The following is an 18,910-nucleotide window of genomic DNA, read 5'->3' on the forward strand; positions in this document are numbered from 1 at the left end:
GCTGCAGATATGGCCGCTGTGCGGCCCGGCTGCCATTCCGCAGCGCCGCACTATGTGCCTGTGGATTTGCACAGCCGCGGCGGCGCAGCGCAGCCAGCGCGCCGCAAGGCGCGCCGGGCCCAACCGGGCCTGCGCATCTGTGATGCGCTGCAGCCCGGGCGGGAGTTTTGCGGGTGGGGATCAGGCGGCCGGTTTCAGGCCGGCCTTGTCCAGAATGTCTGCGGCGTCCTGCTGCCAGCGGGCCTTCAAATCCGCATTCGGGGTGCGGCGCAGGCCCATGGCCTTCAGCCCTTCGAATTTCTCCGAGTCCTCCTGTCCGAAACTGGCCGCGACCCGCGGCCACCAGTAGTCAACCAGCTCCTGCAGCCCATCGGGGCCCTGGGCCTCGACCAGCACCATCAGGCCTTCTTCGGCCAGCTCCGCGTGGCGGGTCTCCACCGGCAGGATGGCACGGAAGGCTTCGGCCAGCGGCTGGTAGGACACATGGCTCAGCTCCTCCAGCTGCAGCACCACCGCGCGGCCCATCAGGAAGTTCATCACCACCGCATCTGCCCAGCCTTCCAGCGGGTAGTTGAACACCGCCAGGCGCATGTCGTGCTTGGTGCGGCTCTGGCCGATGTCGGCCTCCCGCTCCAGCCGCGCAGTCCAGGGGTGATGGTCGGCATAGCGCTCGGTGTCGGCCCCGAAGTCGCCCATGATCCGCAGCACCTTCTCGGCGTGGTCGGTCTTTTCCAGCACGATCCGCGCCGCGGCGATACGGGCCTTGATGCCGGGGCCTTCGTTGATGATGTCGGCAAAGCCCGCGGCCCCGGCCAGTTCGCTGTCGACGAAGGTCGCCATCAGCTTCATCAGCTCGGCGCGGTAGCGCGGCGGCACGTTGGACGGGTTGGTCAGAACCCCACCCTGGGCCAGATAGCTTGTGATGCTCATCTCTTCGGACATGAAACGCCCTCCCTGAAATCTCCGGGCGACCCGGGTTTTGAAATTGCCTTACTGATCGTAGTCCACGACGACGTTATCGGTCACCGGATAGGCCTGGCAGGACAGCACATAGCCCTTTTCGACCTCGTAATCCTCCAGCGCGTGGTTGGCGACCATCTCGACCTCGCCTTCCAGCACCTTGCAGCGGCAGGTGGAGCAGACCCCGGCCTTGCAGGCATAGGGCGCATCCATGGCGTTTTCCAGCGCGGCATCCAAGAGGGTCATGTCCTTGCCCATCTCGATGGTCTGGGTGGCGCCGTCCAGGGTGATTGCGGCCTTGGTCTGGTTGGCGCTGCTGGCGGCATCGGTTGCGGCGGCCTTGCGCTTGGCCCGGCCCGGCTGGGCGGAGGCGAACAGTTCGAACTTGATCTGGCTGTCGTCAAGGCCTGCGCTGCGCAGGGCGGCGGCGATGCCCAGCATCATCGGCTCGGGTCCGCAGATGAAGGCGGTGTCCACGTTTTCGATGTCGATCCAGTGCTCGAACAGCTGGGCGCATTTCTCCTCTGTCACCAGGCCGGTGAACAGGTCGATTTCCTGGGCGTCCGATTCCAGCACGTGGATCACGTTGAAGCGGCCCATGTAAAGGTTCTTCAGATCCTCCAGCTCCTCGCGGAACATGATCGTGTTCACGCCCTTGTTGGCGTAGACCAGCGTGAAGGAGGATTTGGGCTCCTCCGCCAGCGTGGTCTTGAGGATCGACAGCACAGGGGTAATGCCGGAGCCGCCGGCAAAGCCCAGGTAGTGCTTTTCGGCGGTACCATCGAGCGGGGTGAAGAAGGTCCCCATCGGTGCCATCGCCTGCAGGGTATCGCCGGCCTTCAGCTCAGTGTTGGCCCAGGTTGAAAACGCGCCGCCGTCGACGCGCTTGATGCCGACCTGCAGGATGCCTTCGTCCTTGCCGGCGCAGATCGAGTAGCTGCGGCGCAGTTCCTCGCCGTCGAAATCGCGGCGGAAGGTCAGGTACTGGCCCTGGGTGAAATCAAACGCCTCAGCCGCGCCGTTCACGGGCTTCAGGGTGACAACCACCGCATCGCGGATGGTCTTGCGGACATCGGTGACTTCAAGGTCGTGAAAGCGCGCCATCAGGGTCTCCTCAGATGCACTTGAAATAATCAAAAGGTTCGAGGCAGTCCTGGCAGCGCCAGTGGGCCTTGCAGGGGGTCGAGCCGAACTGGCTGACCTTGGTGAGGTTCTTGCTGCCGCAACGCGGGCATTTTTCCGGGCCGCCCGCGGGCTGGGGCGGGGCGATGCCGTACTCCTCCAGCTTGGCGCGGCCCTTTTCCGACAGCCAGTCGGTGGTCCAGGCGGGGGAGATCCGGGTTTCGATCTTCAGGTCTTCGATCCCCTTGCTGCGCAGCGCAGTCTCGATGTCGAGGCTGATGATTGAGGTCGCCGGGCAACCCGAGTAGGTGGGGGTGACGGAAACAACCAGGGTTTCGCCCTGCCATTCCACACCGCGGACGATGCCGAGGTCGACGACCGAGATCACCGGGATTTCCGGATCCGGCACGGCGTCGAGCCACTCCCAGATCTGGTCAGTGCTTGGCTGAGTTGTCACTTGGCTCATGCGGTTACCCTCATTGGCTGTATCGCCCGGCAGTGCGCCGGGCAACGCCCATTGCGCCCCCGCGGTGCGGGGGTCCAACGCCCGCCGCTCGTGACGGGCGTTGCCTTCAGTTCTCCGGCCGCGGCCTTACCACTTGGCGCCGGGATAGGCGCGCTGCAGCCATTGCATCTGGGTCAACAGGTGGCCCAGATGCTCGGTATGCATCGCACCGGTGCGCCCGCCCTTGTGGGCAAAGCTGCTGTCCGGAATGGTCAGCGTCGCGTCGCTCAGGATGCGGGAGATCAGCGCGTCGTATTCTTCGCGCAAGGACGCCGGATCGGGCGCGATGCCCGCTTTCACCATCTCCGCGTCGGCCTCGTCGGACTGGAACATCTCGCCCACGTAGGGCCACAGATAGTCCAGCGCCTCCTGCATCCGGCGGTGGCTCTCTTCGGTGCCGTCGCCCAGGCCCACCACGGTGTCGGCGGAACGCTCCAGGTGATAGGCCACTTCTTTTGAGGCCTTTTCGGCAATTGCGGCAACCCGCTCGTCCGAGGATTTCATCAGCCGGCCCAGTTGGATCGAATGCCAGGCGTCGAACAGGAACTGGCGCATCAGGGTGCGGCCGAAGTCGCCGTTTGGCACTTCGCACAGCAGCACGTTGCGGAAGTCCCAGGCGTCGCGCAGGAAGGCGAGGTCGTCGGCGGATTTGCCTTGGCCTTGCACTTCACCGGCGAGGCCGAGCCACATCTGGGTCTGGCCGATCAGGTCCAGCGCGGTGTTGGCCAGCGCGATGTCCTCTTCCAGCACCGGCGCGTGGCCGCACCATTCGCTGACCCGGTGGCCGAGGATCAGGGTGTTGTCCCCCATCCGCAGCAGAAACTGGGCAAATGCGTCGTCGCGGGTCATTACATTGCCCCCACTTCTTCGGGGATGTCGAAGAAGGTCGGGTGGCGGTAGACCTTCGACTCGGACGGCTCATAGAGCGGGCCCTTGTCGCTGGGCGAGGAGGCGGAAATGTGGTTCGCCTCGACCACCCAGATCGACACGCCTTCGTTGCGGCGGGTGTAGACGTCGCGGGCGTTCTTGATCGCCATTTCGGCGTCCGGCGCATGCAGGGAGCCGACGTGGCGGTGGCTCATGCCGTGCTGGCCGCGGATGAAGATTTCCCAGAGGGGCCATTCGTTTTTCATGTCTCAAATCCTCCTGGCTGAGGGGGCGCTTGCGCGTCTGGGCGGAGCGCCGGAATGCTTGGGGTTATTCGGCGGCGTGCTGGCGCGCGGCTTTTTTCTTGGCGTGGGCGAGCAGGCCGTCGCGGACCCAGGCGCCGTCGTCCCAGGCCTTGTTGCGGTCGGCGAGGCGGTCCACGTTGCAGGGGCCGTTGCCCTGGATCACGTCAAAGAACTCGCTCCAGTCCGGGTCGGTGTAGTCATAGTGGCCGCGCTCTTCGTTCCACTTCAGGTTCTCGTCCGGCACGGTGAGGCCGAGGTATTCGGCCTGCGGCACGGTCTGGTCGACGAACTTCTGGCGCAGCTCGTCGTTGGTGTTCATCTTGATCTTCCACTTCATCGACTGGGCGGAGTGGACAGAGTCCTTGTCGGACGGGCCGAACATCATCAGCGACGGGTACCAGAGGCGGTTCAGCGCATCCTGGGCCATCTTCTTCTGCTCCGGGGTTCCTTCTGCCATCTTGCGGATGGCGTCGTAGCCCTGGCGCTGGTGGAAGCTTTCTTCCTTGCAGATGCGGATCATCGCGCGGGAGTAGGGGCCGAAGGAGGTCCGCTGCAGCGGCACCTGGTTCATGATCGCCGCGCCATCCACCAGCCAGCCGACCGCGCCGATGTCGGCCCAGTTCAGCGTCGGGTAGTTGAAGATCGACGAATACTTCATGCGCCCATCCAGCAGCATCTCGGTGATCTCGTCGCGGGAGACGCCCAGCGTCTCCGCCGCGCAGTACAGGTACAGGCCATGACCGGCCTCATCCTGCACCTTGGCGAGCAGGATCGCCTTGCGCTCCAGCGTCGGCGCGCGGGTGATCCAGTTGCCCTCGGGCAGTTGGCCGACGATTTCGGAATGGGCGTGCTGGCCGATCTGGCGGATCAGCGTCTTGCGGTAGCCCTCAGGCATCCAGTCCTTGGGCTCGATCTTCTCGCCCGCGTCGATGCGCGCCTGGAAGGCCGCCAGCTTTTCCGGATCGTCCTGGGTCGCCTCGGATTTGATCATCTGAGCATACATGTCTGGGACCTCCCTAGAGTTCTTTATACGCGTTCGAGGATCAGGGCGGTGCCCTGTCCAACGCCGACGCACATGGTGCAGAGCGCATACCGCCCGCCGGTGCGCTGCAGTTGGTAGGCGGCGGTGAGCACCAGCCGCGCGCCGGACATGCCGAGCGGGTGGCCCAGTGCAATCGCACCGCCGTTGGGATTAACATGGGGCGCATCGTCCGGAAGGCCAAGCTCGCGCAGGGTGGCAAGGCCCTGCGATGCGAATGCCTCGTTCAGCTCGATCACGTCCATCTGTTCGATGGTCAGGCCGGAGCGGGCCAGAACCTTGCGGGTCGCGGGCACCGGGCCGATGCCCATGATGCGCGGCTCCACGCCTGCGGCGGCCATGCCGACGATGCGGGCCATCGGTGTCAGGCCGTTCTTCGCCGCTGCCGCTTCATTCGCCATCAGGATCGCCGCAGCACCGTCATTGACGCCGGAGGCATTGCCTGCGGTCACGGTCTTGTCCGGGCCGTTGACGCCCTTGAGGCCCGCCAGCTTCTCTGCCGAGGTGCCGGGGCGGGGGTGTTCATCGGTGTCCACCACCAGATCATCGCCCTTGCGCTGCGGGATGGTGACCGGTGTGATTTCGTTCTTGAAGATGCCGGCCTCATGCGCGGCGGCCCAGCGGGCCTGGCTGCGGGCGGCGAATGCGTCCTGATCCTCGCGGGAGACGCCGTAGTCGTCGGCCACGTTGTCGGCGGTCTGCGGCATCGAGTCGGTGCCGTGCATCTCGTGCATTTTCTTGTTCACGAAGCGCCAGCCGATGGTGGTGTCGTAAACCGCATTGGCGCGGGTGAAGGCAGAAGTTGCCTTGGGCATCACGAAGGGCGCGCGGCTCATGCTTTCGACGCCGCCGGCGATGGCCATGTCATAGTCGCCCGCCTTGATCCCGCGGGACGCCATGCCGACCGCATCCATGCCGGAGGCGCAGAGACGGTTGATGGTGGTGCCGGGCACAGAGGTGGGCAGGCCCGCCAGCAGCGCCGCCATGCGGGCCACGTTGCGGTTGCTTTCACCGGCCTGGTTGGCATCGCCAAAGATCACATCGTCAAGGGAGCCCCAGTCCACGTCCGGGTTGCGCGCGGCGAGCGCGGCAATCGGCAGGGCGGCAAGATCATCGGTACGCACCTGGCTCAGCGCGCCGCCGTAGCGGCCGATCGGGGTGCGGGTGGCATCGCAGATGAAAGCATCCATGGGTGTTCGCGTCTCCTGTGGCGGCGGCGGGATAAGCCGACCGTTGGGTCGGTATTACGCCGGAAGATGATTCGCGGCAAGTGAAATGTAACCTGAAACTTTCACCTTTGGAAATTCTGTAACGCGTCAGGGGCGGAGCGCACTCTCCGCCGCAACGAACGCGGGGTTACTGTTGCGGCGCCAAGGCGTTGGCGGTCAGGCTGGCAGCAAGGGGCCGCCGTTTGCGGGCAAATCCGTGTATGCTGTGCACCGGATGGCGGCCAAGGGGAGGAGCAATGCCACAGGGACTGCGCATCGGCGGTGCTTCCGGGTTCTGGGGGGAGGCCGCCCTGGCCACGCCGCAGCTGCTGGCGGCGGGGGGCTTGGATTTCCTAGTCTATGACTACCTGGCCGAGATCACCATGGCAGTGCTGGCGCGGGCGCGGGCAAAAGACGCGCAGGCGGGCTATGCGACCGATTTCGTGACCGCGGCGATGGCACCGAACCTGGCGGAGATCGCCCGGCAGGGGGTGCGGGTCATCTCCAACGCGGGCGGGGTCAACCCTGAGGCCTGCGCCGCAGCCCTGCGGCAGGAGATCGGCGCGCAGGCGCTGGATCTGAAGGTGGCGGTGGTTGAAGGTGACGACCTTCTCGGGCGGGCGGCGGAGCTGGCGGCGGCCGCGCCGGAGGATATGTTCACCGGCGCGCCGTTCCCGCCGCTGGAAAAGATCGCCAGCATCAACGCCTATCTCGGCGCCTTTCCCATTGCCGCAGCGCTGAACCGCGGGGCGGACATTGTGGTGACCGGGCGCTGCGTGGACAGCGCGGTCACGCTGGCGGCCTGCATCCACCGCTTCGGCTGGGCGGCGGCGGACCTGGACCGGCTGGCGGGCGGCAGCCTGGCGGGCCATATCCTGGAATGCGGGCCGCAGGCGACCGGCGGCAACTTCACCGACTGGCAGGCGGCTGCGGAGGGCCTGGCCGGGATCGGCTACCCGATTGCGGAGATCCGCGAGGATGGCTCGTTTGAGGTGACCAAGCCCGCAGGCACCGGCGGACTGGTCTCCCGCGGGACGGTGGCGGAGCAGCTGCTGTATGAGACCGGCGATCCGCAGGCCTACGTGCTGCCGGATGTGGTCTGCGATTTTTCTGCCGTCGCGGTGACGGAGACCGGACCGGACCGGGTGCGGGTGGCCGGCGCCAGGGGGCGCGGGGTGCCGGATGCGTATAAGACCTGCATTACCTGGCAGGACGGTTTCCGCAGCGGTCATTACTTTACCTTCTATGGCCTCGATGCCGAGGCCAAGGCGCGGGCTTTTGCCGAGGCGGCGCTGGCCCGGTCGCGGGAGGTTCTGCGGGGCATGAAGCTGCCGGATTTCAGAGATGTGAGCATCGAGCTGATCGGCAGCGAAAGCCAGTTCGGCGGGCTGCGGCAGAGCGAGCCCGCGCGGGAGGTGGCCGCCAAGATCGCAGTGCGCCATCCCGAGGCCCGCGGCGTGGGGGTGTTCCTGAAAGAGGCGGTGGGTCTGGGCCTGTCGGCGCCGCCTGGGCTTAGCGGGTTTGCGGGCGCGCGGCCCCGGCCGTCGCCGGTGCTGGCCTTGTTTTCCTGCCTGCTGCCTAAGGCACAGGTGCCCGCGACCGTGCGGGATGCTGCGGGCACCTGCGCTGTGCCTGCGGCTCCGGCGCTCCCGCTGCAGGCGGTGGAGCCGCCCGCGCCGCCGCCGGTGCCGCACGCAAAGCGCGTGGCGGAGGTGCCCTTGATCCGCCTCGCCTGGGCGCGCAGCGGCGACAAGGGCGACATCGCCAATATCGGCGTTGTCGCGCGCAAGCCGGAGGTGATGCCCTGGATCTGGGAGGCGCTGAGCGAAACTCATCTGCGCCGGGTGTTCGGGCATTTCTGGGACGGGCGGATGGAGCGGTTTTATCTGCCCGGCAGCCACGCGATGAACGTCCTGCTGCACGGCGCGCTGGCCGGCGGCGGCACGTCCTCGCTGCGCAACGACCCGCAGGCCAAGGGCTATGCGCAATTGCTGCTGGCGGCCCTGGTGCGGGTGGATGCGGACTTGCTGGAGGCAGCGGTATGATGTGCGCAGGGCTGCGCCCGGCCCTGGGTGGGTGCGAAGCGCCCTCCCGTGGGGAGGGTCGGGCGCTGCCCGGCGTGCCGCCGGGCGGAACGCAAATTGGGAAAGCAGTTCATGAGTGAATTCCAGACCAAAATCAGCCCTGACAGCGAAACCTTCGCCCGGAACCGCGAAGACATGCTGGCGCTGGTCAAGCGAATGCGCGCCTTGGAGGCCCGCGCGGCGGCGAAATCCGAAGAACGCCGCCCTGTCTTTGACAAGCGCGGGCAGCTGTCCCCGCGAGAGCGGGTCTCGGCACTGCTGGACCCTGGGCTGCCGTTCCTGGAACTGTACAACATGGCCTCCTACCTGGTGGATGATCCGGACCCGGACACCTCGATCCCCGGCGCCTCGATCATCCTGGGGATCGGGTATGTCGAGGGCGTGCGGGCGATGGTCTTTGCCGATGATGCCGGGATCAACGCGGGGGCGATGACGCAGAAATCGGTGGACAAGGCGCTGGGCGCGATTGCAATTGCCGAGCGGCAGAAGCTGCCCTTCATCCACCTGGTGGAAAGCGCCGGTGCCGATCTGATGCGCTACACGGTGGAGCTGTGGGCGCATGGCGGCGGCATGTTTGCGGGGCTGGCGCGGCTATCGGCGGCGGGCATCCCGGTGATCACGGTGCTGCACGGCGCCTCGACCGCGGGCGGGGCCTATCAGCCGGGGCTGTCGGATTATGTGATCGGGGTCCGGGGCAACGGCATGGCGATGCTGGCGGGCGCTGCGCTGGTACAGGCGGCGACCGGCGAGGCGGCGCAGGACGCGGATCTTGGCGGCGCAGAGATGCACGCCGCAACAACCGGGCAGGTGGAGTATCTCGCAGCGAATGACGCCCATGGCATCGAAATCGCCCGCGAAGTGGTGTCCGGGCTGGGCTGGGCGCCCTGCAGCCCCGCGCTGCCGGATTGCGCCGAGCCGGTGCTGCCGCCTGATCAGATTGCGGGCGTGGTGCCGGTCGACTACCGCACCCCCTGCGACATGCGCGAGGTGGCGGCGCGGATCGCGGATGGCTCGGATTTGCGCGAATTCAAGCCGGATTTCGGGCCTGCGACGCTCTGCCTGCAGGCGCGGATCATGGGGCAGCCGGTTGGCCTGCTTGGCAACAACGGCCCGCTGGACCCGGACGGGGCGGCCAAGGCCACGCATTTCCTGCAGGCGATGGACCAGGCCGGCACCCCGGTTGTCTTCTTGAACAACACCACCGGTTACATGGTCGGCACCGCCTCAGAGCGCGCGGGCATGATCAAGCACGGCGCCAAGATGATCCAGGCGGTGACCAATCTGCGGGTGCCGAAGATCGCCCTTTATACCGGGGCCAGCTTCGGGGCGGGGAACTATGGCATGTGCGGCTATGCCTTCGGGGCCGATTTCCTGTTCACCTGGCCCAATGCGATGACCGGGGTGATGGGCGGCGCGCAGGCGGCGCTGACGATGGAGCAGGTCGCCCGGCGCACAGCCGAACGCAAGGGCGTGGAACCGGACGAGGCACGGCTGGCGGCGCAGCGCGCAAAGATCACTGCGCATTTCGACCGGCAGTCGGATGCCTTCTACACCTCGGGGCGGATGCTGGACATGGGGATGATCGACCCGCGCGACACGCGGGCGGTGCTCGGCTTCTGCCTGCACACCTGCCAGGAGGCGCGGGCGCGGCAACTGAACCCCAACAGCTTTGGCGTGGCGCGGATCTGAGGGGGCGGGATGAGCAGTTTTGACACAATCCTGGTGGCCAACCGCGGCGAGATCGCGCTGCGGGTGATGCGCACGGCGCGGGCGATGGGGCTGAAAAGCGTAGCGGTGTACACCGATGCGGATGCGGCCAGCCCGCATGCGGATTTTGCCGATATCTCCATCCGCATCGGTGAAGGCCCCGCGGCGGACAGCTACCTTGCGACCGGCAAACTCCTCGCGGCCGCGCGGGAGGCGGGCGCGGGCGCAGTGCATCCGGGCTATGGCTTCCTGTCGGAAAACGCGGAGTTTGCCCGCGCCTGTGCGGCTGCCGGGCTGGTCTTTATCGGCCCTGCGCCGGAGGCGATTGCCCTGATGGGCAACAAGGCCGCCGCCAAGCGCAGGATGATGGCGGCGGGCGTTCCGTGCATTCCCGGCTATGAGGGCGTGGATCAGGCGGCGGATGTACTGGCGGCAGAAGCCGCGCGGATCGGCTTTCCGGTGATGATCAAGGCCGCCGCGGGCGGTGGCGGCAAGGGGATGCGGCTGGTGCGGCAGGCGGCGGAAATCAGCGCTGCACTGGACCTGGCCCGCAGCGAGGCGCTGGCGGCCTTCGGCTGCGGGGATGTGATCCTGGAAAGTGCGCTGCTGCAGCCGCGCCATGTGGAGGTGCAGGTCTTGGGCGATGCGCATGGCACTGTCATTCATTTGGGCGAGCGCGATTGCTCCATCCAGCGCCGCCATCAGAAAGTGGTGGAAGAGGCGCCAAGCCCGGCCGTGGACGCAGCCTTGCGCGCCCGGATGGGGGCCGCGGCGGTCAGGGCGGCGCAGGCCATCGGCTACCAGGGGGCGGGCACGGCGGAGTTCCTGCTGGATCAGAAGGGGGCGTTCTATTTCCTGGAGATGAACACCCGGCTGCAGGTGGAGCATCCGGTGACGGAGATGATCACCGGGCTGGACCTGGTGGAGCTGCAGATCCGGGTGGCGCGGGGCGAACCCTTGGGGCTGGCGCAGAACGATGTGCGGCTGGAGGGCCACGCGATCGAAGTGCGGCTTTACGCGGAGGATGCGGCGCAGGGTTTTCTGCCGCAGGCCGGGCGGGTTGACCGTTGGCAGCCGCCCTGCGGTGACGGTGTCCGCGCCGAAAGCGGGATCGTTTCGGGGCAGCAGGTGCCGGCCTTCTACGATCCGCTGCTGGCCAAGCTGATCGCGCATGGCCGCACCCGGGCAGAAGCGCGGCAGCGTCTGATGGCGGCGCTGCAGGACTGCGTGCTGTTCGGGCCGGTGTGCAACCGGGATTTCCTGCTGCAGGTGCTGGCGCATCCGCAGTTTGCCAAAGGGGATATCACTACCGCATTCATCGCCAGCCATTTTCCGGACGGGCTGGCGGCGCCAGTGCCCGCCAGCATCTGGGCGCTGGGTGCAGCCCTGATCCACCGGGCAGAACAGCAGCGCTGCGCCGCCGCGGCGGGCGGCGTGGCAACGGAACTGCTGGGCTGGTCAAGCCGGGGCAGCCTGCACTCCTTTGTGCGGCTGAGCTGCAACGGCGAGACCCAAAGCCTGCAGGTGAGTGAAGAACCGGGCCGGCTGCGCGTGGTTGGCCCCGGCTGGCTGCAGCGCGTGACCGGGGAGGGCGAAGCTCTGCGGGTGGACGGCAGGCGGGCGGACCTCAGGTCCTGGCGGCTGGAGGGGGACAAGCTGCAGGTGGCAACTGCTGCGCAGATCGTCACCTTCACCCGGCAGCGGGCGTCCGCCGGCACGGCGTCTGCCGGGCAAGCCGGGCAGGTGGTTGCGCCGATGCACGGGGTTGTCCGGGATATTTGCGTGGCAGAAGGGGACCGAGTGGCTGCGGGCAGCCGCCTGGCGGTGATGGAGGCCATGAAGATGCAGCACGAGATCCGGGCGCCCGCGCCGGGTGCCGTTGCGGCGGTGGCGGTGCGTGCCGGGGCGCAGGTGCAGGCGGGACAGGTGCTGCTGGAGATCACGCCGCAGGAAGACGACCGCACGTGATCCCGCAGCCGGATGCTCCCGCCCGTCGCCGGTGCATTTAGAATGCTCCGCTCCCGTTGGGCCCGGCGCCGCGCAGCGCGCGGCGCCGGGCCCAACGGGAGGAGGTCTTTCGCCAGAAAGACTGACGACGGGCGGGAGCCGCCGGGTTCAGGTTTCTGCCGCGGGCCAACTGCCGCGATACTGCAGAACATCGTTCGGGTACTGGCTGTCCTGAACCTGGAAGCAGGTCAGCCCTGCCGGTTCAAAGCCGTGCCGGAGATAGAAGGCAATGGCGCGCGTGTTCTGCGCGTTGGCCGCAAGCCACGGCGCGTCCCAGCCTTCTGACCGGCAGGTCTTTAACCCGGCTTCCAGAAGCAACCGCCCGATGTGCCTGCCCTGATGCCGGGGCTGGACATAGAGCGTCGAAATCTCTGTGCGGGAGGGGCCGCCCGCCGGGCTTGGCCTGCCGTGGCGGATACGGATGTAGCCGTCGATACCGTCCTGGTTTTGCGAAACGATCAGGCGTTCGGCAGGGTTTTGCAAGGCGCCGGCAAAATGGTCCGGCGTGTACGCGGAAAGGACGTAATCCGAGAACAAGCGGTTGATGCCGTTGTGCAAATAGGTGCCCAGCCAGACCTCTATCGACAGGGCGGCCAGGCTGGAACAGTCGTCCTGGGTCGCGGGCATCAGGGAAACAGCGTGTAGTGCCGGGGTCATAATTGCTTTCTAAGCCGGTTTCACAATACGCCCCACTGTTCCGTGGCCATTGCGGGGCGGTCAAGGAAACACCCTCGTCAATTTTGCTTCACCTGTTTATCAATGTGGCAGCACTGTGCGGGAGGCGCCGATGAACATCCTCTACATCATGTTCGACCAGCTGCGGTTCGACTACCTGAGCTGCGCGGGCCATCCGCATCTTCACACGCCGCACATCGATGCGCTGGCCGCCAAGGGCGTGCGCTTCACCCGGGCTTATGTGCAGTCGCCCACCTGCGGCTCCTCGCGGATGTCGAGCTATACCGGGCGCTACCCTTCCAGCCACGGGGTGCAGTTCAACAGCTACCCTTTGCGGGTGGGCGAATGGACCATGGGCGACCATCTGCGCAAGGCGGGCATGGGCTGCCACCTGATCGGCAAGACGCATATGGTGGCGGATGCCGAGGGCATGCGGCGGCTGGGCCTGGCGCCGGACAGCGTGATTGGCGTGCGCCAGTCGGAATGCGGCTTTGATCCCTGGGTGCGCGATGACGGGCTGTGGGCCGAGGGGCCGGACGGGTTCTATGACAACAAGCGCAGCCCCTATAACGAATACCTGAAGGGCAAGGGCTACCCGGGCGAAAATCCCTGGAGCGACTTTGCCAATGCCGCGGTGCAGGGGCAGGACATTGCCTCGGGCTGGTTCATGATCAATGCGGACAAGCCCGCCAACATCGCCGAGGAAGACAGCGAAACCCCTTGGCTGACCACGCAGGCGATGGAGTTCATCGCGCAGGCCGAACGCCCCTGGTGCGCGCATCTGAGCTATATCAAGCCGCATTGGCCCTATATAGTGCCGGCACCCTATCACGATATGTACGGGCCGGAGCATGTTCTGCCGGCGGTGCGTTCGGACGCGGAACGCGAGGATGCGCACCCCGTCTTTGACGGCATGATGAACAACCAGATCGGCAAGACCTTCAGCCGCGATGAGGTGCGCGAGAAGGTGGTCCCCGCCTATATGGGTCTGATCAAACAGGCCGATGACCAGATGGGGCGGCTGTTTGCCTGGCTGGAGGAAACCGGCCGGATGCAGGACACGATGATCGTGCTGACCTCGGACCACGGGGATTACCTGGGCGATCATTGGCTGGGCGAGAAAAACCTGTTCCACGAGCCGTCGATCAAGGTGCCGCTGATCATCTATGACCCGCGCGCTGAGGCCGATGCCACCCGCGGCACCACCTGCGATGAGCTGGTGGAAGCCATTGATCTGCTGCCCACCTTCCTGGAGGCGGCTGGCGGCGACCCGGCGCCGCATATCCTGGAAGGGCGCTCGCTGATGCCGTTGCTGCGCGGCGAAACCCCCAAGTGGCGGGACTATGCGATTGCCGAGTTCGACTATTCCACCATGCCGCTCTGCCAAAAGCTGGGGCTGGAGCCCAAGGACGCACGGCTGTTCATGGTGGCGGACAAGCGCTGGAAATTCATGCACGCCGAGGGCGGGCTGCGGCCGATGCTGTTTGATATGGAAAACGACCCGGATGAACTGGCGGACCTGGCCAAGGGCGGCGGACATCAGGAGATCATAGACCTGATGTACAGCCGACTGCTGGAATGGGGGCTGAGGATGTCGCAGCGGATCACCCTGTCCGATGCGCAGATCACCGCGCGCCGCGGCACCTCCGGGCGCAAGGGGATCCTGCTGGGGGTCTATGAGGCGGATGAGGCCGCGCCCGAACTGACGGCGAAGTACCGCGGACCGGTGCCGCGATAGCCGCCCTGCATATTCACCTTTGCGCAAATACTCCGGGGGAGCCCGCAGGGCGGGGGCAGCGCCCTCACCAGCCCGCGTTGCCAAGCGGCAAAGGGGCGCATAAATTGGCCGGAAACGCACCAAAGGCGGCACAATGGCAGGGCAGACGGAACAGGTTCTGAACGCAATCCTGAGGGATATCGAGACCGGTCGTCTGGTGCCCGGCGCGCCGCTGGAGGAAAGCGAGCTGGTCGAACGCCACGGGGTGTCGCGCACCCCGGTGCGGGAGGCTTTTATCCAGCTGGAAGCGATTGGCCTGATCAGGCGGCTGCCGCGCAAGGGGGCGGTACTGTTCAAGCCGACGCTGGAGGAATTCCTGGCCATCCTGGAGGTGCATGCCCGGCTGGAGGGGCAGGCGGCGGCGCTGGCGGCGCGGCGGCTGTCTCCGGCCCAGGCCAGGGAACTGGGAGCGGCGGTGGCCGCCTGCGAGAAACACGCGGCAGAGAAGGGGGACCGCGATCCGGCCGGGTATTACCAGCTGAACCTGCGGTTCCATGCATCTGTGGCGGAAGGCTCCGGCAATCCGTTTCTGGTCGAGATGATCAAGACCAATGCGCGCAAACTGATGGCCTATTACCGGGCGCGCTACCGCTATCCCGGGGTGATTGCGCAGTCGGCCAGGGAGCACCGGCAGATTGCCGGGCTGATCCTGGCCCACGACCGGGAGGGCGCGGAGGCGGCGATGATTGCGCATGTGCAGTTCGACCAGGTCACGGTGATGGATCTGCTGGCGGCGCTGGGCTGAAAGCGCGCTGAACGGCGCCTGGCGGCTCCGTGCCTGCGACGCGAGTATTTGTCAGAAAGATGAAAACTCAGCGGGCAGACTGCTCGAAGAAGCGCGCGAGGCATTCCGCGAAGGCGTGCTGATCGGAATGCTCTGCTAGGCTGTTTATGGCGCGTGCATGGACAGCAGGGCCAAGTTCGTCCCGCATTTCTTCGCTCAGCGCGATGATGAAATCGCGGGTCATCTCCGGGTGGTGCTGGGTGGTGAAGATGTGGCGGCCCAAGGTGAAGCCCGTGTTCATGCCGTTGCTTTCGCTGAGCGCTGTTGCGCTCTCCGGCAGCGTGCTGACGCATTCGCAATGGGAGCCGTAGAGTTTGATTTCGTCGGGCAGGCCCGCAGCCCAATCCGGGCGGTGGAGTAGCAGGTTGCGGGTCAGCCCGTGAACCCAGCCGTCCGGGTTGCGGTCCAGGCTGCCGCCGAGGGCGAGAGCGATGGCCTGATGGCCGAAGCAGGCCCCAAACAGCGGAAAGCGGCGGGCGTGCGCGGCGCGGATCAAATCCAGCAGCTGTGCAATCCAAGCCGCGCCAGAGCGGGCCGACGCCGGGCTGCCGGTGATCATCGCGCCGTCGAACTGAAACAGATCCTGCGGAAACGCGCCGTCCTTCACGGCAAAGACCGTGGTGCGCCAGTCCTGCCGTGCCATCTGGATCAGGCTGGTAAACTTCTCGCCATCCTTGGGATGCCTTTGCGCGAATTCGCTTTCGTCGGTGTTGGTCATCAGGATGGCCAAGTGCATGAGACAGCTCGCAAGATTCCGTTTTACATATTTATGGCTCACATTAATATACAATTAGCCAGCAGGATAGGAAAGCCCGCCATGACAGTTTGGACCCCGACGGATGACGGCCATGCGGATTTGAGCAGCCATGACGCGTTTGCACATGGTGCGCCGCACAACACCTTTGCTCGTCTGCGCCGCGAAGACCCGCTGCACTGGACTGAATACGAAGGCGGCAAGAACTTCTGGTCGGTCACCCGCTATGAAGACATCACGGTGATGAACAAGAACACCGAGGTGTTCTCCTCCGCGCGCGGGATCCGGATGGAGGATCAGTCCTACGCGGAATACCTGGCGCGGCGCACTTTTCAGGAGACCGATCCGCCGGAGCATTCCAAGGTGCGGATGAAACTGCTGAAGGCGTTCTCGAAGACCACCATGGCGCAGTATGAGCAGGATATCCGGGACCTGTGCGCGGATATTTTGGATCAGGCGCTGGCCAAGGGAGAATTCGATGCCACCAAGGAAATCGCCCGCCAGCTGCCGATGCGGATTCTGGGCCGGGTGGTTGGCCTGCCGGAGGCGGATCTGCCCTGGCTGGTGGAGAAGGGCGATGCACTGATTGCCAACACGGACCCGGATTTCACTTCGCATGTGCTGGACAAGATGCAGACGGATGAATTCCGGATGATGCCCTTCAACTCGCCCGCCGGGGCGGAGCTGTATGTCTATGCAAAGGAGCTGATGGAGGAAAAGGCGCGCAAGGGCGATACCTCGGGCGTGCTGAACCTGATCCTGGAGCCGGCCAAGGACGGGTCGGTCATCACCGAAACCGAGTTCCGCAATTTCTTTTGCCTGCTGGTGGCGGCGGGCAATGACACTACGCGCTATTCGATTGCTGCGGGCATTCAGGCGATGTGCCATCAGCCGGAGCTGCTGGCGCAGATGCAGGCGGGCGGGGCGGTCTGGGCTACCGCGGCGGATGAGATTATCCGCTGGGCGACGCCCGCGCTTTATTTCCGGCGCACTGCAACGCGGGATCATGAAATGCACGGCAAGACCATCCGCGCGGGCGACAAGGTGCTGTACTGGTTTGTCTCCGCCAACCGGGACGAGGCGCAGTTTGACGATCCATTTCACGTGAATCTGCACCGCAGCCCGAACCGGCACCTGTCGTTCGGGCAGTTCGGCCCGCATGTCTGCCTGGGCATGTGGCTGGCACGGCTGGAGGTCACGGTGCTGTTTCAAGAACTCGCCAAGCGCATCGGGCGTATCGAGGCCGCCGGGCCGCATAAGTTCCTGCGCTCGAACTTCGTCGGCGGCATCAAGGAGTTGCCGGTCAGGGTGGAGACGGCGTAGCGGCCGGGCCTCCCCGCAGGAAAGACTCTGCGAAAACCGCTAAATATGTTAAGCAATAGAGCACGGGAAGCCGCTGCCGAAGACTGTCCAGCAGGGAAGGACCTTGAGCCATGAAGACCCGCTTGCGTGGGATGTTCTGCGACCACCTCAGCATCATGCGGGGTAAATACCTGCCCAATTCCAAGATCGGGGATGACTCGACACGGTTCTGCCGGTCGGTTTTCGGCACCCACTACGACAAGGACCTGCTGGATGCGCCGGGTGCGATGGTGAAGCAGGGCCTGCCGGACATGGAGCTGAGATGGCTGCATGATGACATCCGCGACAGCTGGCATGCCTCGACCAGGGTGGTGCTGGGCGATCTCTATGACGATGAGGGGGAGCCGCTGGCACTGTGCCCGCGCCGGGCGCTGAAGCGGGCGGTGGCGGATTGGCAGAAACACGGCCTGACGCCCAAGGTGGGGATCGAGCTGGAAGCCTTTGCCCTGCAGGCAGACGACCGCGGGCGGCTGATGCCCTATGACGCGCCCGGCGGCGTGGTTTACGGCACCGGCCCCTTTGCTGATCCGTTGCGGTTCAATGACCGGATCTGGGCGATGGCGGACGACATGGGCTTCTCGCTCGACATGATCACAGCTGAATTCGACAGCCCGCAGTTCGAATACACGCTGACCTTTGATGACGCGGTGAAGGCGGTGGATGACATCGTGCTGTTCCGCCTGATGGCGCGGGAGGTGGCGCTGGAGTACGGCATTGTCCTCACCTTCATGCCGAAGCCGGTGGCAGAGGCCGGAGGCTCCGGGATGCATATCAATTTCTCCTTCCTGGACGAGGCGGGCGGTAATGCGCTGTCAGCGGGGCCGCGGGGCGGGCCGGAGCATATGAACGATCTGGCGCGCGGCTGCCTGGCGGGGCTGCTGCATCACCACAAGGGGCTGGCGGGGCTGATTGCGCCCACCGCCAACAGCTATATGCGGCTGCAGCCGGGGACGCTGTCGGGCTACTGGCGCAACTGGGGCGGCGACCACCGCAACGTGACCACGCGGATCAGTTCCGAAGGCGGCGCCAAGGCGCGGCTGGAGCACCGGACGGCGGATGCCTCGGCCAATCCCTACACAGCGGTGGCGGCGGTGCTGCAGGCGGCGCGGCTGGGGGTTGAGAACACCTACCAGCTGCCGCCGATGGAAACCGGCGACGGCTTTGACCGCACCGATGCGCGCGAGGGCACGGCGGTAGACCTGAAAGGGGCGATGGACGACCTGGAGCGGGACACCGCGCTGGCGGAGGCTGTTGGCGCAGAGCTGGTCGCCAGCCACGTCTTCATGAAACGCAAGGAAGTGCGCAAGACCCGCGATCTGGAAGGCGACGCGATGCGCGACTTCTACGTGCATTTCATCTGACCGGCTGCCGCCGGTACCGGCACACTCGTCTCATCTGCAAGCTGCCGGGGCGTAAGGCTGCCGCTGCAAGCACAGTGGAGGGCCATCGCCTGATGCACGCGGCCTTGGTCAACGGCTGGTCAGGGGCTGCTGCGGCAGCTGGGCCGGGTGCCGTATCACGCCGCCGCACCGCGCCAGCGGCGCCGCCGGAGGCGCGGGCCCCCAGCCCCCCCCTCCGGGCCCCCCCTGGCGTCGGGGGGCCCCGGCCCGGGCGGGCCCGGGGGGGGGGGGGCCGGGGGCGGGCGGCGCCTCCCCCCCGCACCGCCCGCGCGGGGGGGGGGGGGGGGGGGGGCCCCCCCCCCCCTCCCGCCCTAAAGCTTGGCCGTTACAGTGCGGTCCAGCCGCCGTCGACGC

At 66.2% G+C, this 18,910-nt stretch carries 16 protein-coding genes; 7 read left to right on the top strand and 9 right to left on the bottom strand.

Features of this window, described 5'->3' with window-relative positions:
- Positions 1-180: 180 nt before the first annotated feature.
- The 7 genes from PHA8399_RS05835 to pcaF form a co-directional block, all read right to left on the bottom strand.
- Positions 181-942: a Phenylacetic acid catabolic protein gene (locus tag PHA8399_RS05835; RefSeq protein WP_058285223.1), complete on the bottom strand. Its 762-nt coding sequence runs from the start codon at positions 940-942 to the stop codon at positions 181-183.
- A 48-nt stretch (positions 943-990) separates the two neighbouring features.
- Complete coding sequence (gene paaE, locus PHA8399_RS05840; RefSeq protein WP_058285224.1) at positions 991-2,064, bottom strand: 1,2-phenylacetyl-CoA epoxidase subunit PaaE; 1,074 nt, start codon at positions 2,062-2,064, stop codon at positions 991-993.
- A 10-nt stretch (positions 2,065-2,074) separates the two neighbouring features.
- Positions 2,075-2,548: a 1,2-phenylacetyl-CoA epoxidase subunit PaaD gene (paaD, locus tag PHA8399_RS05845; RefSeq protein ID WP_008557456.1), complete on the bottom strand. Its 474-nt coding sequence runs from the start codon at positions 2,546-2,548 to the stop codon at positions 2,075-2,077.
- Between the two features lie 126 nt (positions 2,549-2,674).
- Positions 2,675-3,436, bottom strand: coding sequence for a 1,2-phenylacetyl-CoA epoxidase subunit PaaC (paaC, locus tag PHA8399_RS05850; protein ID WP_058285225.1), 762 nt, complete (start codon positions 3,434-3,436; stop codon positions 2,675-2,677).
- Positions 3,436-3,720, bottom strand: a complete 285-nt coding sequence (paaB, locus tag PHA8399_RS05855) for a 1,2-phenylacetyl-CoA epoxidase subunit PaaB (RefSeq protein ID WP_008562338.1) — start codon at positions 3,718-3,720, stop codon at positions 3,436-3,438. Before paaB ends, paaC begins: the two co-directional genes overlap by 1 nt.
- A gap of 64 nt (positions 3,721-3,784) precedes the next feature.
- On the bottom strand, positions 3,785-4,762 hold the full coding sequence (paaA, locus tag PHA8399_RS05860; RefSeq protein WP_058285226.1) for a 1,2-phenylacetyl-CoA epoxidase subunit PaaA: 978 nt from the start codon (positions 4,760-4,762) through the stop codon (positions 3,785-3,787).
- A gap of 23 nt (positions 4,763-4,785) precedes the next feature.
- Positions 4,786-5,988 (bottom strand): 3-oxoadipyl-CoA thiolase, encoded by a 1,203-nt coding sequence (pcaF, locus tag PHA8399_RS05865; protein WP_058285227.1) that lies wholly within the window; start codon positions 5,986-5,988, stop codon positions 4,786-4,788.
- Between the two features lie 275 nt (positions 5,989-6,263).
- On the opposite strand from pcaF, the gene PHA8399_RS05870 reads away from it, so the two are divergent.
- The 3 genes from PHA8399_RS05870 (at position 6,264) to PHA8399_RS05880 (ending at position 11,765) form a co-directional block, all read left to right on the top strand.
- Positions 6,264-8,051, top strand: a complete 1,788-nt coding sequence (locus PHA8399_RS05870) for an acyclic terpene utilization AtuA family protein (RefSeq protein WP_058285228.1) — start codon at positions 6,264-6,266, stop codon at positions 8,049-8,051.
- Positions 8,052-8,162: 111 nt separating this feature from the next.
- On the top strand, positions 8,163-9,779 hold the full coding sequence (locus PHA8399_RS05875) for an acyl-CoA carboxylase subunit beta (RefSeq protein ID WP_058285229.1): 1,617 nt from the start codon (positions 8,163-8,165) through the stop codon (positions 9,777-9,779).
- Positions 9,780-9,788: 9 nt separating this feature from the next.
- The gene (locus PHA8399_RS05880) at positions 9,789-11,765 is read left to right on the top strand and encodes an ATP-binding protein (protein ID WP_058285230.1); all 1,977 of its coding nucleotides are present in this window, start codon (positions 9,789-9,791) and stop codon (positions 11,763-11,765) included.
- Positions 11,766-11,912: 147 nt separating this feature from the next.
- Here PHA8399_RS05880 and PHA8399_RS05885 read toward each other — a convergent pair whose 3' ends face one another.
- Positions 11,913-12,461 carry a GNAT family N-acetyltransferase gene (locus PHA8399_RS05885; protein WP_058285231.1) on the bottom strand — a complete coding sequence of 183 codons (549 nt, stop codon included), beginning with the start codon at positions 12,459-12,461 and terminating at the stop codon, positions 11,913-11,915.
- A gap of 130 nt (positions 12,462-12,591) precedes the next feature.
- On the opposite strand from PHA8399_RS05885, the gene PHA8399_RS05890 reads away from it, so the two are divergent.
- Together PHA8399_RS05890 and PHA8399_RS05895 are read left to right on the top strand one after the other, a co-directional pair.
- Positions 12,592-14,217 (top strand): sulfatase-like hydrolase/transferase, encoded by a 1,626-nt coding sequence (locus PHA8399_RS05890; protein WP_058285232.1) that lies wholly within the window; start codon positions 12,592-12,594, stop codon positions 14,215-14,217.
- 133 nt (positions 14,218-14,350) lie between these two features.
- A complete protein-coding gene (locus PHA8399_RS05895; protein WP_058285233.1) occupies positions 14,351-15,001 on the top strand; it encodes a GntR family transcriptional regulator in 651 nt (216 codons plus the stop codon).
- Between the two features lie 67 nt (positions 15,002-15,068).
- Here PHA8399_RS05895 and PHA8399_RS05900 read toward each other — a convergent pair whose 3' ends face one another.
- Positions 15,069-15,776, bottom strand: coding sequence for a type 1 glutamine amidotransferase (locus PHA8399_RS05900; RefSeq protein WP_058285234.1), 708 nt, complete (start codon positions 15,774-15,776; stop codon positions 15,069-15,071).
- 81 nt (positions 15,777-15,857) lie between these two features.
- On the opposite strand from PHA8399_RS05900, the gene PHA8399_RS05905 reads away from it, so the two are divergent.
- Together PHA8399_RS05905 and PHA8399_RS05910 are read left to right on the top strand one after the other, a co-directional pair.
- Positions 15,858-17,117, top strand: coding sequence for a cytochrome P450 (locus tag PHA8399_RS05905; protein ID WP_058285235.1), 1,260 nt, complete (start codon positions 15,858-15,860; stop codon positions 17,115-17,117).
- 110 nt (positions 17,118-17,227) lie between these two features.
- Positions 17,228-18,517: a type I glutamate--ammonia ligase gene (locus PHA8399_RS05910; protein ID WP_058285236.1), complete on the top strand. Its 1,290-nt coding sequence runs from the start codon at positions 17,228-17,230 to the stop codon at positions 18,515-18,517.
- Positions 18,518-18,910 lie beyond the last annotated feature (393 nt).

Origin of the sequence: Leisingera aquaemixtae, assembly GCF_001458395.1 — a bacterium.
Taxonomy (GTDB): Bacteria; Pseudomonadota; Alphaproteobacteria; order Rhodobacterales; family Rhodobacteraceae; genus Leisingera; species Leisingera aquaemixtae.

Excerpts from the sequence above, each read along its gene's own strand:
- paaE (WP_058285224.1), bottom strand. The coding sequence starts at position 2,064 with ATGGCGCGCTTTCACGACCTTGAAGTCACCGATGTCCGCAAGACCATC.
- PHA8399_RS05880 (WP_058285230.1), top strand. The coding sequence starts at position 9,789 with ATGAGCAGTTTTGACACAATCCTGGTGGCCAACCGCGGCGAGATCGCG.
- paaD (WP_008557456.1), bottom strand. The coding sequence starts at position 2,548 with ATGAGCCAAGTGACAACTCAGCCAAGCACTGACCAGATCTGGGAGTGG.
- PHA8399_RS05900 (WP_058285234.1), bottom strand. The coding sequence starts at position 15,776 with ATGCACTTGGCCATCCTGATGACCAACACCGACGAAAGCGAATTCGCG.
- pcaF (WP_058285227.1), bottom strand. The coding sequence starts at position 5,988 with ATGGATGCTTTCATCTGCGATGCCACCCGCACCCCGATCGGCCGCTAC.
- PHA8399_RS05870 (WP_058285228.1), top strand. The coding sequence starts at position 6,264 with ATGCCACAGGGACTGCGCATCGGCGGTGCTTCCGGGTTCTGGGGGGAG.
- PHA8399_RS05905 (WP_058285235.1), top strand. The coding sequence starts at position 15,858 with ATGACAGTTTGGACCCCGACGGATGACGGCCATGCGGATTTGAGCAGC.
- PHA8399_RS05895 (WP_058285233.1), top strand. The coding sequence starts at position 14,351 with ATGGCAGGGCAGACGGAACAGGTTCTGAACGCAATCCTGAGGGATATC.
- paaC (WP_058285225.1), bottom strand. The coding sequence starts at position 3,436 with ATGACCCGCGACGACGCATTTGCCCAGTTTCTGCTGCGGATGGGGGAC.
- PHA8399_RS05890 (WP_058285232.1), top strand. The coding sequence starts at position 12,592 with ATGAACATCCTCTACATCATGTTCGACCAGCTGCGGTTCGACTACCTG.
- PHA8399_RS05875 (WP_058285229.1), top strand. The coding sequence starts at position 8,163 with ATGAGTGAATTCCAGACCAAAATCAGCCCTGACAGCGAAACCTTCGCC.
- PHA8399_RS05885 (WP_058285231.1), bottom strand. The coding sequence starts at position 12,461 with ATGACCCCGGCACTACACGCTGTTTCCCTGATGCCCGCGACCCAGGAC.
- paaB (WP_008562338.1), bottom strand. The coding sequence starts at position 3,720 with ATGAAAAACGAATGGCCCCTCTGGGAAATCTTCATCCGCGGCCAGCAC.
- PHA8399_RS05910 (WP_058285236.1), top strand. The coding sequence starts at position 17,228 with ATGAAGACCCGCTTGCGTGGGATGTTCTGCGACCACCTCAGCATCATG.
- PHA8399_RS05835 (WP_058285223.1), bottom strand. The coding sequence starts at position 942 with ATGTCCGAAGAGATGAGCATCACAAGCTATCTGGCCCAGGGTGGGGTT.
- paaA (WP_058285226.1), bottom strand. The coding sequence starts at position 4,762 with ATGTATGCTCAGATGATCAAATCCGAGGCGACCCAGGACGATCCGGAA.